General features: G+C 66.6%; 12 protein-coding genes and 1 pseudogene. 6 read left to right on the top strand and 7 right to left on the bottom strand.

All coding sequences use genetic code 11. The features are described from left to right. Positions 1 to 4 precede the first annotated feature (4 nt). From ACIGJG_RS07555 to ACIGJG_RS07545, 3 genes are all read right to left on the bottom strand, one after another. Positions 5 to 925 carry a transporter gene (locus ACIGJG_RS07555; protein WP_140953459.1) on the bottom strand — a complete coding sequence of 307 codons (921 nt, stop codon included), beginning with the start codon at positions 923 to 925 and terminating at the stop codon, positions 5 to 7. A gap of 110 nt (positions 926 to 1,035) precedes the next feature. Next, complete coding sequence (locus tag ACIGJG_RS07550; protein ID WP_140953460.1) at positions 1,036 to 2,454, bottom strand: aldehyde dehydrogenase family protein; 1,419 nt, start codon at positions 2,452 to 2,454, stop codon at positions 1,036 to 1,038. Positions 2,455 to 2,728: 274 nt separating this feature from the next. Then, positions 2,729 to 4,636, bottom strand: coding sequence for a sigma-54-dependent Fis family transcriptional regulator (locus ACIGJG_RS07545; RefSeq protein ID WP_140953461.1), 1,908 nt, complete (start codon positions 4,634 to 4,636; stop codon positions 2,729 to 2,731). Between the two features lie 350 nt (positions 4,637 to 4,986). Between ACIGJG_RS07545 and ACIGJG_RS07540 the strand changes: the two genes are divergently transcribed. The 3 genes from ACIGJG_RS07540 to ACIGJG_RS07530 all read left to right on the top strand — a co-directional run bounded on the left by ACIGJG_RS07540 (position 4,987) and on the right by ACIGJG_RS07530 (position 7,541). Continuing rightward, the gene (locus ACIGJG_RS07540; protein WP_011297626.1) at positions 4,987 to 5,313 is read left to right on the top strand and encodes a hypothetical protein; all 327 of its coding nucleotides are present in this window, start codon (positions 4,987 to 4,989) and stop codon (positions 5,311 to 5,313) included. Between the two features lie 91 nt (positions 5,314 to 5,404). Beyond that, positions 5,405 to 6,406: an acyltransferase gene (locus ACIGJG_RS07535; RefSeq protein ID WP_483672975.1), complete on the top strand. Its 1,002-nt coding sequence runs from the start codon at positions 5,405 to 5,407 to the stop codon at positions 6,404 to 6,406. A gap of 154 nt (positions 6,407 to 6,560) precedes the next feature. Further along, positions 6,561 to 7,541, top strand: a complete 981-nt coding sequence (locus tag ACIGJG_RS07530) for a glutathione S-transferase family protein (RefSeq protein WP_011297624.1) — start codon at positions 6,561 to 6,563, stop codon at positions 7,539 to 7,541. Positions 7,542 to 7,543: 2 nt separating this feature from the next. Here the strand turns inward: ACIGJG_RS07530 and ACIGJG_RS07525 are convergent, their stop codons facing one another. The 4 genes from ACIGJG_RS07525 to ACIGJG_RS07510 form a co-directional block, all read right to left on the bottom strand. Beyond that, positions 7,544 to 9,382, bottom strand: a complete 1,839-nt coding sequence (locus ACIGJG_RS07525) for a flavin monoamine oxidase family protein (RefSeq protein WP_483672974.1) — start codon at positions 9,380 to 9,382, stop codon at positions 7,544 to 7,546. A 17-nt stretch (positions 9,383 to 9,399) separates the two neighbouring features. Further along, a complete protein-coding gene (locus tag ACIGJG_RS07520) occupies positions 9,400 to 10,698 on the bottom strand; it encodes a c-type cytochrome (protein WP_483672973.1) in 1,299 nt (432 codons plus the stop codon). A 62-nt stretch (positions 10,699 to 10,760) separates the two neighbouring features. Continuing rightward, positions 10,761 to 10,946 (bottom strand): DUF2970 domain-containing protein, encoded by a 186-nt coding sequence (locus ACIGJG_RS07515; RefSeq protein ID WP_483672972.1) that lies wholly within the window; start codon positions 10,944 to 10,946, stop codon positions 10,761 to 10,763. Between the two features lie 113 nt (positions 10,947 to 11,059). Beyond that, positions 11,060 to 12,541 (bottom strand): glycine betaine ABC transporter substrate-binding protein, encoded by a 1,482-nt coding sequence (locus ACIGJG_RS07510; protein WP_011297620.1) that lies wholly within the window; start codon positions 12,539 to 12,541, stop codon positions 11,060 to 11,062. 193 nt (positions 12,542 to 12,734) lie between these two features. Here ACIGJG_RS07510 and ACIGJG_RS07505 point away from each other — a divergent pair, with 193 nt between their 5' ends. The 3 genes and pseudogenes from ACIGJG_RS07505 to ACIGJG_RS07495 all read left to right on the top strand — a co-directional run bounded on the left by ACIGJG_RS07505 (position 12,735) and on the right by ACIGJG_RS07495 (position 16,344). Continuing rightward, positions 12,735 to 13,733, top strand: coding sequence for a LysR family transcriptional regulator (locus ACIGJG_RS07505; protein WP_483672971.1), 999 nt, complete (start codon positions 12,735 to 12,737; stop codon positions 13,731 to 13,733). Further along, on the top strand, positions 13,726 to 15,186 hold the full coding sequence (locus ACIGJG_RS07500; protein ID WP_011297618.1) for a SidA/IucD/PvdA family monooxygenase: 1,461 nt from the start codon (positions 13,726 to 13,728) through the stop codon (positions 15,184 to 15,186). Before ACIGJG_RS07505 ends, ACIGJG_RS07500 begins: the two co-directional genes overlap by 8 nt. Before the next feature lie 31 nt (positions 15,187 to 15,217). Beyond that, positions 15,218 to 16,344: pseudogene (locus tag ACIGJG_RS07495) on the top strand (CMD domain protein). Positions 16,345 to 16,364 lie beyond the last annotated feature (20 nt).

Here is a 16,364-nt window from a genome sequence, read left to right as displayed (position 1 = left end):
GGGGTCAGAACACTTTGAGCAAGCGCAGATTGAAGCGATTGTTCTCCATGGGGCCGTTGCGTACGGAGATGTCCTGGCCGTACGTGCCCAGCACTTGCACGGTCGGCGCCGGGAACCACGCGAAGCCGATCGAGAATTTCGACGTATTGGCGCGATCGTTGCGTGATACGCCGTTGACCGAGGTCTCGCCGCCAAACGCGTACGACAGGCCACCGCGAATATCGAAGGCGTCCGTGAAGTGGTAGCGCAGCCACGCCTGCCCCTGCGCCAGTGCATCCTGCCGCAGCGTGGCCGATGCCGGGCCGAACTTCGTGTTGTTGCCGAACACCGTCACGTCGGCAACCAGGTCCAGCGTCACCTTCTGTGCCAGCGGTGCAATATAGCCCGCCTGCAGCGCAAACTTCCAGCGGTTCTCGCCGAGGTTGAGCGGCTTGTCCTTGTCGTAGCTGCCCACCGGCACGTACAGGAACGGCGTAATGCCGACGTACTGCTTCTTCTCCGGCTGGTTGACCAGCCAGACCGTCGCCGCGAGGATCAGGTCGCCCACGCCGCTCGCGCTGCCGAGCGCGGACAGCTTGTCGGAGCCGCGCAGCTTGCCGAACGGCAGCAGGAACTGCGGATCGACGGTAAAGCCGCCGATGTCCATGAAATGCACATAACGCAGAATGCCGACGTCCGAGTCAAGGCTGCCGCCCGCGACCTGGTTGCCCCCGGCATAGATGCGGTCGCGCGCCACGTGCTGGTAGTAGAGCAGGCCAAGGTTGGTACCGGCCGGCAAGGCGGTGTAGTCGCCGGCGTCCACGTCGATGGCGTGTGCTGGCGCGGCCAGGGCCAGCAGCATGGCCGCGCCGGCCTGTTGCAATGCCCTCCGGATCCTGCCTGGCGTGCGCCGTCCCCGGCCGCGCGCCGTCAGTGTCTGATGCATGTCTCCTCCGAATTGTTCTTGTTGCACGGCCGGCCGCCCGCGTGCAGCACGCGGACAGGCCGTGGTCGTGCGCCGGGCATGGGCGCCCGGCGTTGCTGGCTGGCAGGTGTTCAGGCCGCCTGTTGCCGAGCGATGTTGATCACGCTGAGCTGCGCGTACTCGGCCAGGCCTTCGGTGCCGAACTCCACGCCGACGCCCGACTCCTTGGCGCCCACCAGCGGAATGTGCGGGCCGAAGTGCAGGTGATGGTTCACCCATGCCGTGCCGACCTGCAGCCGCTGTGCCACTGCGCGGGCGCGGTCTTCGTCGGCCGACCACACGGAGCCGCCCAGGCCATAGGGCGAAGCGTTGGCGCGCACCACGGCCTCGTCGATGGCGTCGTACCGGAGCACCGGCAGGATCGGCGCGAACTGTTCCTGCGCCACCAGCTCGCTCTGGTCATGCAGGTCGCGCACGATGGTGGGCGCGACGAAGTAGCCATCGCCGTTGAGCAAGGCGCCACCGGCCAGGATCTTGCCGTCGTGCCGCGCCGCCGCGAGAAAACGCCCCGCCTTGTCGTACTGCATGGCGTTCTGCAGCGGACCAATCGTCACGCCTTCGTCGGCACCATTTCCCACGACAGCCTGGCGGGCCAGCTCCGCCAGCGCCTCGCAAAGCTGGTTGTGGATCGACGCATGCACGTAGAGCCGCTTCAGCGCCAGGCACACCTGCCCGCAGTTGTAGAAGGCACTGCCGAAGATCTTTGGGGCGATGTCGTCGACATTGGCATCGTCCAGCACGATGGCCGCGTCATTGCCGCCGAGTTCCAGCGTAATGCGCTTGAGCCCCGGGCCGGCGCTCGCCATCACCTTCTTGCCCGTCGCGGTCGATCCCGTGAACGAGACCTTGGCAATGTCCGGATGGGAGGTCAGGAAGCTGCCGAGGTCATTGGCATCGGTGATGACATTGACCACGCCCGCCGGAAAGATGTCTTTCAGGATGGCGCCCATCTGCAGCGCCGCAAGCGGCGTGGTCGGCGCAGGCTTCAGCACCACAGTGTTGCCCATCAAGAGCGCCGGGGCCAGCTTGTAGGCTGCGATCAGCACCGGGAAATTCCACGCGGCGATGGCAGCCACGACGCCCAGCGGCTTGTGATGCAGTTCGATGCGGTGCGTAGCATCGTCCTGCACGACCGATACCGGCAGGCTGAGCCCGGCGATGTGGCGCACGAACGCTTGCGCGAACTGCAACTCCTGCCGCGCCTCGGCCAGCGGCTTGCCCTGTTCCAGCACCAGCGACGCGGCCAGGTCTTCCGCGTTGGCTTCGAGTTCGTCGGCAAAGCGCAGCAGCAACGCGCGCCGCTGTTCCAGTGCCAATGATCCCCACGCTGGCTGCGCGGCCTTGGCCGCGGCAATGGCGGCAGCGGCCTCGCGCTCCGTGGCGCGGGCAACGGTGGTGAATACCTCGCCCGTGGCCGGGTTGACCACGTCCAGCGTGGCATTGCCCTGCACCAGTTTTCCGTCGATCAGCAGTCCTGCATGGGTCTGCATGGTGTGTGTCTCCTCTTTTGCATTGTCAGTGTGCGTCGGGGAAGCGACCGCTTCGATGCCGTCACTGGAGGAAACCGGCATTGCATCAAGCGTGAAGCGGCGCTCACGCATCACAATGCAATGGGCGTGCCTGCACGGCCGACGACGGCGTGGAGAGATTTCCGGCCGGAAACAGGCCCTTTTCGAGGGGGATATGCGGGAGGATGCGCGGCGGACTGTCTCAGCTTGAGTCAGTCCGCCCGAGACAGTCGGCGCAGATTGAGGCAGCGGAAAACTAGCGGCCCTTGTCCCTGTCCTGGGCCAGCTTCCGGTACAAGGTCGCGCGCGAGATACCCAGCGCCTTGGCCGCCTGCGAGCGGTTGCCGCCCAGTTCGGCGAGCGTGCGCTCGATCATGCGGCTCTCAACGTCGGCCAGCCGTGTCGGCATACGTTGCGGCGGCATGATTGTCGTCGGTGCCGTGGTGACAGCTGTATCGATGACGGACTCAAGCCAGCTTTCATCGAGATGCTCACGGCGGATCTGCACCGCTTCACCGGACAGCGCGACCGCCGCGCGCAACACCTGATGGAGTTCGCGCACGTTGCCCGGCCATGCATGGGACATCAGCAACGCCACCACGTCGGCGTCGAGCACCTTGCGGCGGCCGCGCGATAATGCTGACAGCGTGCTGTCGATCAGTTCCGGCAGGTCGGTACGTTCGCGCAGCGCGGGAAGGCGTACCGACATGCCGTTGAGGCGGAAGAACAGGTCCTCGCGAAATACGCCCTCGCGCACGAGTTCCTGCAGATTGCGGTGCGTGGCGCAGACCACGGAGATATCGACCGCAATGGACGCAGCGCCGCCCACGCGCGTGACGCTGCGCTCCTGCAGCACGCTGAGCAGGCGCGTCTGCAACGCGAGCGGCATGTCGCCGATCTCGTCCAGAAACAGCGTGCCGTGGTTGGCCTGCTCGATCTTGCCCGCGCAGCCGCCCCGGCGGCTGCCGGTGAAGGCGCCATCGGCATAGCCGAACAGCTCTGCCTCCACCAGGCCTTCCGGAATCGCCGAACAATTCAGCGAAATGAATTTGCCATCGGGCCGGCTCGCCTCATGCAGCATGCGCGCCAGCATGCTCTTGCCCGTGCCGGTCTCGCCGAGTAGGATCAGCGGCACCTGTTCGCGCACCGCCATGATGGCCTTGCCAAAGACGCGGCCGAGCGCCCCATCCGCGATGACCTGCGGCGCGCCAGCAGCTTGTGGCGTACTGCCTGGGTAGGACACCGTCCGCGTGCCCGCCGGATGCGCCGCCACGACGTGCAGACGCTCGCCTCCGTGGGTATGGACCATCGCAGGCGCGGAACCGCCAAGGCCACGCAGGCCGCCAACCAGCAGGCTGCCGATTTCAGTGACCCCAAGAGCCGCATCGGACAGATGCAGCATCTGCCGCGCCGCGCGGTTCGCTGCGACCACCACGCCGTCCTCCGATACGGCGATCACGCCCTCTACCGGCGTCTGCAACATGCGGTAGTCATGATGCAGGCGCACCACGCGGCAGCCGGGCAGCCGTTCGAACGTTCGGTTGCCGATCGACATGGCAGCCGCCTGTACTCGCGACAGCGTGTAGCGCGGCAGGTCCACGCCGAAGCCAGTCACATCGAGCACGCCAATCAGCTGCTCATGGCAATCGAAGATAGGCGCTGCCGCGCAGACCACGTCGACAAGTTCATGCAGATAGTGCTCGCCCCGGCGAATCTCGATACCAGGGCCGCCGCGCTCTTCCAGCACGCAACCGGGCGCATTGGTGCCAATGCCTTCCTCCGACAGCATCCGTCCATGCTGCAATGGCGACGGCTCCGTAGGGCCCGCGCCGAGCCGACCGTGCGACGCCACGATCGTGCCTTGCGCATTCGTGCACAGCACGATCCAATGCTGCGACGGAAATGCGCCGGCAAGGATATCCATATCGGTAGCGGCCATCGTGATGAGCGCCTGGTTCTCTTCTTCGGCACGCCGCCACTGGCTGCGTGTGACGACATCCGAGAACAGCAGGCGCTGCTCGGGCCGCACGCCGGCCTGCACAGCGCGCTGCCACGAACGCACGATCGGGTCGGGCACCATGCCGGCGGGCAAATCCTTTCCTTCGAGGAAATTCTGCCGCGCCGCCGAGGCGTCGCGTGCAAGGGCAGCGGGTGCAAGTGGCATTGCGTTTGTCTCCGTTGGCCAGCGTGCGCAGCGGGCACGACAGCGGGATGCCGGCCTTCGCGTGAGACCGGTCTTCGCGCCGCGCCGCCACTGGCGACCCGCGCGTAAGCTGGACGGTACTTTATGGGAGCATTCCCGCGAATACAAGACGGCTGGCAGCGCAATTTCACTGCCGACGCGGTACTCGATTTCCGTCGACGATCACGGTGTCTCAGATTGAGACAGTCGGGCAACGTTCACGACACATGCCGCCTTACCCGGCACTGGAACTTTGTGGCCGATGCGCCTAGGCTAGGGTCTGGCACGTCCCCAGATGGGATCTGCGTGATCCCGATTCGCAAGGAGCACTCATGAAAGCCGTTGCCGCACTGGCCATCGCCGCTCTTGCCCCAATGGCCGCCTACGCCGCGGGGCCCGCCAATCCGGCGGACCGCTACGACTACAACATGCGCAGCACCAACAAGGACGGCTACGTTCCCGATGCGCAGCGTGCCACCAACAAGGACGGCTACGTCCCAGACTCGCAGCGCGCCGGGGACAAGTTCGATCCGTACACGCAAGGCGCAAAGCAAGGCACGGCCTCTTCGCTGGCGGATGACAAATCCACGCAGCCGAAATCGTCTGGCAAGTCACACAACAGCCATAAGAAGGCGCCTGCCAAGAAGGACGCCGAGTGATCCGGCGACAATCGTTGATTTCCGGATCGCATCGGACAGGACTTGATCCCGCGCAAGTCCTCGTGCGCTTTGCGCCGCCAAACTTGCGCGCATGACATCGCCTCCCTCCCCCGACGCCGGCAGCGCCATCGCTGCCGGCCAGCCCGGTCACCACGAAACCAACGTCCGCCCCGCCCACCAGCGCACATCGCGCCCTCCGCCGCATAGCTGGCCGCTGGGTGCCGCCAGCCTGCTCGTGCTGGGGCTCAACACCGTGTTCTGGTGCCTGCTGCTGTTCCCGCTGGCACTGCTGAAGCTGGCCTTGCCGATGCCCGGTGCCAGGCGGCGCCTCGACCCCATACTCAATGCCGTCGCGCGTGCATGGATCCGTTGCAACGGCGCGTGGTTCGGCGCGATCCAGCGGCACGCGTGGGACGTTGACGGCGTGACCGGCCTGGCACGTTCCGACTGGTACCTGGTCAACTGCAACCACCAGTCGTGGGTGGACATCTTCGTGCTGCAGCGTGTGCTCAACGGGCGCGTGCCGCTGCTGAAGTTCTTCCTCAAGCAGCAGTTGCTCTATGTGCCGTTCATCGGCCTGGCGTGGTGGGCGCTGGACTTTCCGTTCATGAAGCGCCACACGCGGGCGCAGTTGCGCCGCAAGCCCGAACTGCGGCGCGAGGACCAGGAAACCGCGCGGCGCGCCTGCGAGAAATTTTCTCTGTCTCCCACCAGCGTGATGGTGTTCGCCGAAGGCACGCGCTTCAGCGAAGCCAAGCGCGCGGCGCAGGCGTCGCCGTACCGACACCTGCTCAAGCCGCGCGCAGGCGGGCTTGCAGTGACAATCAACTGCATGGGAAGTCGCTTTCGTGCGCTGCTCGACGCCACCATCGTTTATCCGCACGGTTCACCGAGCTTCTGGCAGTTTGCGTGCGGACGTACGGGCCCGGTAATCGTGCGCATGCGGCAACTGCCCATCCCGACTGCATTCTGCAACGCAGACTACGGCACCGATTCCAGATTCCGTGGCGATTTCCATCGCTGGCTCGACGCACGCTGGCAGGAAAAGGACGCGGAGATCGATGACCTGCTGGCGCAGTCGACGGACCGCTGAAGCCGCTTTCGAAAGTGGATCAGGCGGCAACTTGTTCAACGCAGTCGAACGAGTTGCTCTGGAAAATCGTAGGGAAAGCCGTCCGAAAGCGCTCACCATGGCGGCATCGGCCCGCGCAACACGCACACCGCGCGCCACCGTCAAGGAGCAGCAAATGGGACTTCTGGTAAATGGCCAGTGGCAGGACAAGTGGTATGACACCGCCTCCACCGGCGGGCGCTTCGTGCGCAAGGACGCAGCATTCCGAAACTGGATCACGGCCGATGGCGCACCGGGCCCGTCGGGCAACGGCGGCTTCGCGGCGCAGGCCGGGCGCTACCATCTGTACGTCAGCCTTGCGTGTCCGTGGGCGCATCGCACGCTGATCATGCGGCGCCTCAAGGGGCTGGATGACATGATCGGCGTCTCGGTCGTGCACTGGCTCATGCGTGAAGAAGGCTGGACCTTTTCCGAAGGTCCCGGCGTGGTGCCAGACACTGTCAATCACGCGCGCGTACTGCACCAGGTCTATACGGCGGCAGATCCGCAATACACGGGCCGGGTCACGGTGCCCGTTCTGTGGGACCGGCAGCGGGCCACCATCGTGAACAACGAGTCGTCGGAAATCCTGCGCATGATGAACAGTGCGTTCGACGCGATCGGCGCCAGGCCGGGCGATTACTACCCGGCGGAATTGCGCGAGGAAATCGACGCGGTCAACGCGCGTGTCTATGACACCGTCAACAACGGCGTGTACAAGGCCGGCTTCGCCACGATGCAGCAAGCGTATGAAGAAGCCGTGTGGCCGCTGTTCGAGACGCTCGACTGGCTCGACAACCGGCTGTCGATGCAGCGCTATCTCGTGGGCAATCGCTTGACGGAGGCTGACATCCGGCTGTTCACCACGCTGGTTCGCTTCGACCCCGTGTATGTGGGGCACTTCAAGTGCAATCTGCGGCGGATTGCCGATTACCCTGCCCTGTCAGCGTTTGTGCGAGATATCTACCAGCATTCGGGTATTGCGGAGACTGTGAATGTTGAGCACATCAAGCGCCATTACTATGAAAGCCACCGTACGCTGAATCCGGCAGGTATCGTGCCTGCGGGGCCGGTGCTGGATCTCGATGCGCCGCATGGGCGGGAGACGCTTGCCTGACTTCAGACCGGCAGCCTGTCCACGGCACTCCGCCCCCGCGCAATCGCCCCCGTCAGTGACGGACTCCCTGCGCTGTCGCTACCCGCAAAACTCACATTACCTACCCCCGCGGGCGACGCCCACGTGGCCGCATCTTCTCCGGCAAGGCTGTCAGGCCGATAGCTGTAGCCGTGCGCCCATCGGTTGACGGTGATCGCGCGAATGACATCCTTTGACGCAAACCCGGCAGTCCCGAGCATGCGGTCAAGCTGTGTACGGATGCCACGCTCCAGTTCGCTGAACGGCGTGCCGAGCAGGAACGCACGCCCTGCGCGGAAACGCTCGCGTGCGCTCATGCCGCTGTCGGGCACCGTCGGCACGTAGAGCATGTGCAGCACCGCCGGATCAGCCGGACTTGTGCCGGCAGGCGGCTCCAGCCAGAGATCGGTGTAGGCCATGGCCGGCGCGTGAATGCGCCGCGTCTGGAGCGCGGCAAATGCGCGCCAGTGGTCGAGCGCGACCTTCGTATAGACCAACGGCGCTTTCACTTCGGCACGCATGGTGTCGCGCTGCGTAGCCGGCAGCGATGGCATCAGGTACGGCACCATCATGTTCCAGCCCGCGAGCACCACGTGGCGCGCTTCGATGCGATGCAGGTTGCCGCGCCAGCCATATGTGACACGCGTGATCGGTCCGTCCGGATCGACGGCGATGGCCGTGGCTTCCAGGCGCAGCCGCACCGGCGCACCTTCCTGGTCGAGCCGCCCGTAATCGAAGGCCGCATTCATGATGTCCGACGGACGCGTTAACTTCGCCACGCCTGGAATCATGCGCTGCACGAGCAGTCGCGCGAGCGAGGCATTGCCGTCCGGGAACCACAGCCGCGAAGCCGGCGATTTTCCAAGGCGAGGATCGGGCGAAGGCGCCGGCATGCCCGCGCCCGCCGGCAGACCGATGCCGATGGCATCCGCCACGCTGATGCCGTCGGCATCGAGCGCATAGGTATCGTTGCTGCGGCTGCGCAGGAAGCGTTGTCCGGCCAGGCCGATGCCGGCCTTGTCGCGCAGGAATGCCGCGTAGCGCGTGCTGCGGAGGTACGCCGCACGTTCGCCGGCCGGCATGCCCGTCAGATAATCGGTGGTGCCGTCGACAAGCCGGGCCAGTGCCGCGCGATCCTGCAGCGGCAACGGCGCAGCATCGAGGAAGCGCGACAAGGCTGCTGCGTCCGGCGCCGCGGCGCCCTGCCGCCCGGCCCGTGCATCGACGTATTCGCCAAACGGGTCGCCGGCCAGCCACTGGTCGCGGCCGAAGTGGTCGGCATCGAAGAACACCGCACGGCCCATGCCGAGCGCGGCGTAAGGGTCCGCCTGTTCGGCCGGCGGTGTGCGTGCGGCATCGACGCCCAGGCCGGTGAACAGTTCGCGCACGGCAGCGTCGGTGGCGGCCGAGGGCGGCACCTCGGCGCTGCCGCCATAGGTCACCAACCGCTTGCCGCGCACCGTGAACTCGTTGCGCTTGGCGTGACCGCCGAAATCGTCGTGGTTATCCAGGACCAGGATGCGCTTCCCGGTCCCGAAACGACGCTGGTAGAACCACGCAGCCGCCAGCCCGCTCAGCCCGCCGCCCACCACCACGAGATCGAAGGACTCGCGGGCCATCACCGTCGGATACTTGGCGCCTTCGCGCGCGAGGCTGTGCGCAAGCGTGAATGTGCCGGCATGGTTGCCGCGCAACCCAGTCAGCGCGGGCGGATAAGCTGCGCCCGGCCGCCCCTGCGCGGCGGCCAGCAGTTGCGCGGGCGCCATGCCGGCGGCGATGGCGAGCGCGGTGCCGTTGAGGAAATCTCTGCGCGAAATCGTCATGGGTCGTCGTGGCGGGATCAGCGGGTGGCTTCGAGCTGGCGCCGGCGTGCCGCTACGTCAGCTTCGCTGACAGGCGCGGCGCGGTTGCCCCAACTGCCGCGGATGAAAGTGAGCACGTTGGCAAGCTCCTGGTTGTCCAGGGTCCAGCCATAGCCGGGCATGTGATAGTCGGTCGGCGCCGTATTGATGCGGGCGGTCACCGCGCCATTCAGCAACAAGTTCACGAGCGAGGCCGGGTTCGGGTCCGCCACCGTCGGGTTGCCGGCCAGCGGCGGAAACACGCGCGCAAAGCCTTTGCCGTCGGCGCCATGGCAAGGCATGCAGAACTGCGAATACTGGCGCGCGCCAGGGCTGTCGTAGCGGCCCTGCAGCAGGCTTGGCGCAGTCGATGTGTCATGCTGGAACGGCCGGGTTTCGCCGCGAGCGCCGGGCAGCGACTTCAGGTAGGCGGCCACGGCATCGAGATCGGCTGGCGTCATGTATTGCGTTGCCGTGGAGATGACCGTGGACATCGGCCCGAACGACGTCGCGTGCGCATTGCGTCCGGTGCGCAGGAACTCGGCGATTTCCGCGCGCGACCAGGCGCCCAGGCCCGTCATCTGATCGCCGGTCAGATTGGTGGCCGACCACCCTTCCACGCTGGCGCCCGACAGGAAACGCTTGCTGCGCTCGTCGAGGCCTTTCTCGCCATACAGCCAGCCGCGCGGCGTGTGGCACGCCCCGCAATGCGCGACAGCTTGCACGACGTATGCGCCGCGGTTCCACGCCGCGTCCTTTGCGGCATCGGTGCGCACCGGTGACCCACTCACATACAGCGCGTTCCACACGATCAGCAGCGAGCGCATGCTGTACGGCCAGTGCATCTGGGCGTCCGTGTTGCGCTGGGTGACGGGGACCACGCTGGCGCGCATGTAGGCATAGAGCGCGGCAATGTCTTCGGCCCGCATGCGCGCGTACGACGGGTAAGGCATGGCCGGATACAGCCGCCTGCCGTCGCGCGCGACGCCCTGGCGCACCGCACGGTCGAATTCGGCGAGCGTGTAGCCGCCGATACCGGTCGTGACATCCGGCGTGATGTTGGTCGAGTAAAGCGTGCCGGCTTCGGTGCGGATTGGCAGACCGCCGGCGAAAGGCTTGCCGCCTTCGCGCGTATGGCAGGCCACGCAGTTCGCGACGCGCGCAAGATAGCGGCCGCGTTCCACCTCGGCGGAGGCGGCATCCGCTGCGGCAGCGGGGGCGATGCTGCCCGGCAAGCCGGCGAACAGGCCAGCGAGCAGCGTGGCGGCGCTCAGCAGCCGCCTTGCAGGGAAAAACATGGATCCGTCCAGGTCTTATTGTTCTGGGGTTGCACGGCAGCGTGCCGTCGGGGCGTCCAGTCTCAGGCGCCGGCTACCGCGAACTTTGCCACCATCAGCAGGCAAAACACCAGCCCGGCCGCCAGCGACACGCCGGTCAGGATCAGCGGCACCGGCCGCATGTTCTCGAGATCGCGCTGGTGCTCCTGGCCCTTGCGCAGGCCGAGAAAGCCCCACAGCACAGTGCGGGCAAGCCTCAACGGGTTCATGGCGACTCCTTTGTCTCGGGGAGGCAGCCGCCCTTGCGCTGCCAGTCCCTGGCGCCGATTATCGGCGCCAGCCTGCGGACATGACAGCAGCAGATATCGTGAATTCTTGCATATCAGATGGGGGGCCCGGCGTGCCGCTTCCGGCGCAGCGCCCATTCCAGCAACTCGAATCCGGCCTGGACCGCCAGGGCCAGCACGGCGGCGGGTATGGCGCCGGCCAGCAGCATCACCGTGTCGTTGAGCGCTAGCCCGGTGGCAATGCGCTCGCCGTAGCCCCCGGCGCCGACGAACGCCGCGATGGTCGCGGTCCCCACGCTGATGATCGCCGCGGTCTTCACGCCGGCCAGTACCACCGGCAGCGCCAGCGGCAGTTCGACGTAACGCAGCACCTGCAGATCGCGCAGGCCCAGCGCACGCGCCGCGTCCCGCATGCTGACGGAAACCTGCTGCAGCCCCGTGCAGGTATTGCGCACGATCGGCAGCAATGCGTAGAGGAACAGTGCCACCATCGCCGGCCAGACGCCGATGCGGCCGAGCAACGGAATCAGCATGGCCAGCAGCGCCAGCGACGGCACCGTCTGCAGCATGCTGACCACGCCGAGCACACCCTGCCCCAGCCGCCGACGCCGCGCCGACACGATGCCGAGCGGCACGCCCGCGAGAGTGGCCGCGCCCACGGCGCCAACCACCAGCGCAACGTGGCGGCGTGTCAGGCGCAGCGTGTCGGTATCAAGCAGCGCCTGCATCAGGCCGGCGCGTGCTGGCGCCTTCGCCGCATGGCCGGACAGGAAGTCTCGCGCGATCGCCGCGAACGACTGGCCGTCGATTTCGGCCGCCGCGTTCATCGCCACCATGTCCGCCGCGCTGATGCGTCCGGCCAGCGCCTGCAGCGCCTGCCAAGCCGCCGGAAACCGGCGCGGCACGTCCAGCCGGTAAACGACCACGGCGTCATAGCGCGGAAAGAAGTGCAAATCATCCTCTAGCACGCGCAACTGGTATTTGCGGATCTTGGCGTCCGTCGAATAGATGTCGATCACATCGACCTGCCCGGCTGCCAACGCTTCGTAGGCTACACCGTGGTCGAGTCCGACCGGCTTCTGCGGAAGCCCATAACGCCTGGCCAGTCCCGGCCATCCATCGGCACGCCCCAGGAACTCATGCGACAGGCCCATGCGCAACTGCGACTGCCGCGCCAGATCGCTCAGCCGGCGCAAGCCAGGGGCACGCGTTTCCTGCACAGCCAGCGCATAGGTGTTCTCGAATCCCAGCGCGATGCCCGCGCCGAGCCCCATCGGCCGCAGCGCATCGTTGATCTGTGCCAGCGTCGCGCCCGGCGGCAGCTTCAGGATCTCGCTCGCGAGCGTGCCGGTGTAGTCGGGATAGAGGTCAATGCTGCCCGACCTTAACGCTTCGAACACGATCGCGGAATTGCCCAGCCCCGCGTGATGACGCGCATTGCCGGCAGCTTGCGTCAGCAATTCCCCAAGGATGTAGGACTCGGTAAAGCGCTTGGAACCGACGCGGAGGCTGTCGCCGCCCTGAGCCTGGCATGCAGACGCAAGCGCAATCAGCATGCCGGCGAAGCACGCGGCCATACCGGGAAACACACCTCTGCGGCTGAATAAGGACAAAGCGTCGGCTCCGGGGGGCGTGGTTGGCCGATGTGCATTCGGCATCTCTACATCATAGGCGGGCGCGTGCGCATGACGTCATAGCGAAATAGTATTTGCAATTCGCATGATTGACCATGCAGAATCCATAATTCGCATACAAACACGTTCGCCTTTGATGGAAATCCGGCAACTCGAAGCCTTTGCAGCGGTCGTCACGACCGGCAGCGTCACCGCCGCCGGCCGCCTGCTCGGCCGCTCGCAGCCCGCTATCACTCGGCTGATCCAGGAGCTGGAAGGCGAACTGGGCTTCGCGCTGTTCACGCGCAGCGGTCCGCGCGTGAGCCCTACGGAGCAAGGCTTCCTGCTCTATGACGAGGTGGAACAGACGCTGGCGGGGCTGCAGCAGATCCGCATGCGTGCTGCAGCGCTTGCACGTGGCGATGGCCGGCCGCTGCGCATCGCCGCCACGCCGGCACTGTCGGCCGGCTTGCTGCCCGCCGCGCTCGCGCTGGCGTTCGGGCGCGGGCTGTGCGCGCCGGAGCGCGTGGAAGTGCAGAGTGTGTCGCCCGAGCAGGTCGTGCATGCGGTGCTGACCGGCGCGGCCGAAATCGGCGTGAACAGCCTGCCGCTCGAACACCGCGGCGTGAACGTCCATTGGATCGGACAGGCCGGCTGCGTGGCGGCGATGCGCGTCGACGATCCACTCGCGGCCTGCGAGACTGTGCGCCTGGCGGACTGCCGCGACCGCCGCATCGTCACGATGCAGAACCCGTACCGCCTGCGGCGCCGAACGGATGCCGCCTTCAAGCGCGCTGGCATCGGCCCGGCCGGCGTGATCGACACCAATACGTCGATCAATGCGCTGACACTGGTGCGCGCCGGGCTCGGCATCGCCGTACTGGAACCCATAACCGCGCGCGGCCTGCCGCTCGCCGACATCGCCGTGCGCCCCGTCGACGCGGACATCCCGTTCTATTTCGGCGTGATCACGCCGCAAGCGCGCCCGGCCAGTGCCGTCGTACTCGGACTGGTCGACCTGCTGGCCGAGGCCTCTGCCGCGCTACTGCCTGATTTCGTGCGCCGCGATCCCGCCGAACATGGCGCGCTACTGCAGTCGCTGTATGGCGACGGCGCAGCCCCGACTGAAGATATCGAATCCCTGAGTCATGACTGACACCAACACCCCATGCGGCGCGGCTGGCCTGGCCGCGCTCGAAGCGCGTTTGCGCCAGGATCTTGCCTGGCTGGAACTGCCGGCCAAGGCCTGGACCATGCCGCGCACCCACGAAGGACAAGCCGTGCTCGACGTCGCGGTGATCGGCGGCGGCATGGCGGGGCTGGCGGTCAGCGCCACGCTCAAGCACCTTGGCATCCAGGCCTGCGCGTTCGACCAGTCGCCGGCAGGCTTCGAGGGCCCGTGGGCCACCACGGCACGCATGGAAACCCTGCGCTCGCCCAAGCAGCTCACTGGGCCCGCACTCGGCCTGCCCGCTCTGACCTTCCGCGCGTGGTTCGAGGCGCAGTTTGGTGGCGAGGCATGGGAAGCGCTCGACAAGATCCCGCGCCTGCAGTGGATGGACTACCTGCGCTGGTACCGGCAGGTGCTCGACCTCGATATCCGCAACGCGCACCGCGTCGAGCAGGTACTGCCGCGTGCCGACGGCCTTGTCGCACTCTCGATGGTGGCGCCGGAGGGTCCGCGCACGGTGCTGGCGCGCCGCGTGGTACTTGCCACCGGCCGTGACGGCCTCGGCGGCGCTTACGTGCCGCCGCTCGCCGAAAACCTGCCGCGCAAGCTGTGGGCGCATTCGTCCGACGACATGGACTACACCAGCCTGCGCGGCAAGCGCGTGGGCGTGGTCGGCGCGGGCGCCTCGGCCATGGACAGCGCCGCCACCGCGCTGGAGGCAGGCGCCGCGAGCGTCGACATGCTGATCCGCCGCGCGGATATCCCCCGCGTCAACAAGAGCAAGGGCGCGGGAAATCCCGGCCTGACCTTTGGGCACAATGGCCTGTCCGACGAATGGAAATGGCGCCTGCGCCATTACATCAACAGCCAGCAGGTACCGCCGCCGCGCGGCAGCACGCTGCGCGTCTCGCGCCATGCCAATGCGCGCTTCAACCTCGGTTGTGCGCTCGACGCGGTGGACGTAGACGGCGATGTGCTGCGCGTGCGCACGCCCAAGGGCATATTCGAGCTGGACTTCCTGATCTTCTCGACCGGCTTCCGCATCGCGCTGGAGACCCGCCCCGAGTTCACCGCGTTCGCGCCGCATATCCGTTTCTGGCGCGACCGTTTCGATCCTCGGCCCGGACAGGAAGACGGCGAATTGTCCGATTCCCCCGATCTCGGCCCGGTCTTCGAATTCCAGGAGAAGACGCCGGGCGCTTGTCCGGGGCTGTCGCGCATCCACGCATTCTGCTACCCGTCCGCGCTGTCGCACGGCACGGTGTCGGGCGATATCCCCGCCATTAGCGACGGCGCGAAGCGCCTGGGCCAGGGCATTGCCGGCCTGCTCTACCAGGAAGACGTTGAACTGCACTACGCCGCGCTGCAGGCCTATGCCGAGCCTGAAGTGTTTGGCGACGAATGGGTGCCGGCACCGCCGCCCGCACTGAAATCCTGATTCTGAACCCGACCGGAACCTCACAAGCACCATGAGCCAAGCCCCCACGCCGCCGGACCTGATCGACGCGATCTCCGGCCTGCAACCCGGCAGCGCGACGCACGCGCTGCGCCACCAGCGCGAGAAGGTCGTGGCAGCCACGCAAGGCAGCTACGACGCGCTGTTCGACCCGGCCCTGCCCGGCCTGACGCTGGTGGAACGCCTGCTGGTCGCGCTCTACGCCGCGCGCCTCACGCCGTCGCCGAAGCTGGCCAACCACTACCGCGCACGCCTGGCCGTGGCCGGCGCCGATGCCGCAGCGATCGCCATCGCCGAACAAGGCACGCCCGCCGATGCCGCCGATCCGCGCCTGCGCGCCATGCTGACGTTCACGCGCACGCTGATCGAAAAACCGATCGAAGGCGACAAGGCCGCGCTCGAAGCGCTGCCCGCTGCAGGCCTGACCACGCCTGCCGTGGTCACGCTGGCGCAATTGATCGCCTTCTTGTCATATCAGGTACGGCTCGTCGCCGGCCTCGATGCCCTGACGGCACTGAACGACAACGCAGGAGCACAGGCATGAGCGAGATCATCCAATCCCACGGCTTTACCAACGAAGTGCTGGACTGGAAGGCCTGGCTCGACATCGTCGAACTGGACCAGGCCACGCCCGAGCAGGTCGCCGTGCTCGACGAAAGCCACCCCAAAGCCCGGGTGCAGGACTACTACCGTTTTCTCGTGCACCAGCCCGAGATCCTGCGCCAGCGCTCCACCGCGTTCAACGCGATCATGTACGCGCCCGGCGGCATGCCGCGCGCCGAGCGTGAACTGGCTACCACGGTGGTGTCGCGGCTCAATGGCTGTGTTTATTGCGCTTCCGTACATGCGCAGCGCTTCGAGCAGCTTGCCAAGCGGAATGACGTGATCAAGCAGGTATTCGAGGATCCGCGTACGGCTGGCACGACGGAGCGGGAGAAGGCAATTGCTAAGTTTTCGGTCGAGTTGACGGAAAATCCGGCGGGTGTGTCAGCGGAGAGTCTGGCTGCGCTGCGCGAGGTGGGAGTCAGCGAAGCGGAGATTCTGGACTTGATTCACTCGGTCGCGATCTTTGCGTGGGCGAACCGGTTGATGTTGAATTTGGGGGAGCCGGTGTTTCCGGCCGACGCCACTGCCGCGTAGCACTCCCGCTCCGTCATTCC

This window comes from Cupriavidus sp. C1SS-2L, from assembly GCF_057073735.1.
The sequence above is the reverse complement of the archived record's forward strand: the minus strand, read 5'-3'. Positions and strand labels throughout refer to the sequence as shown.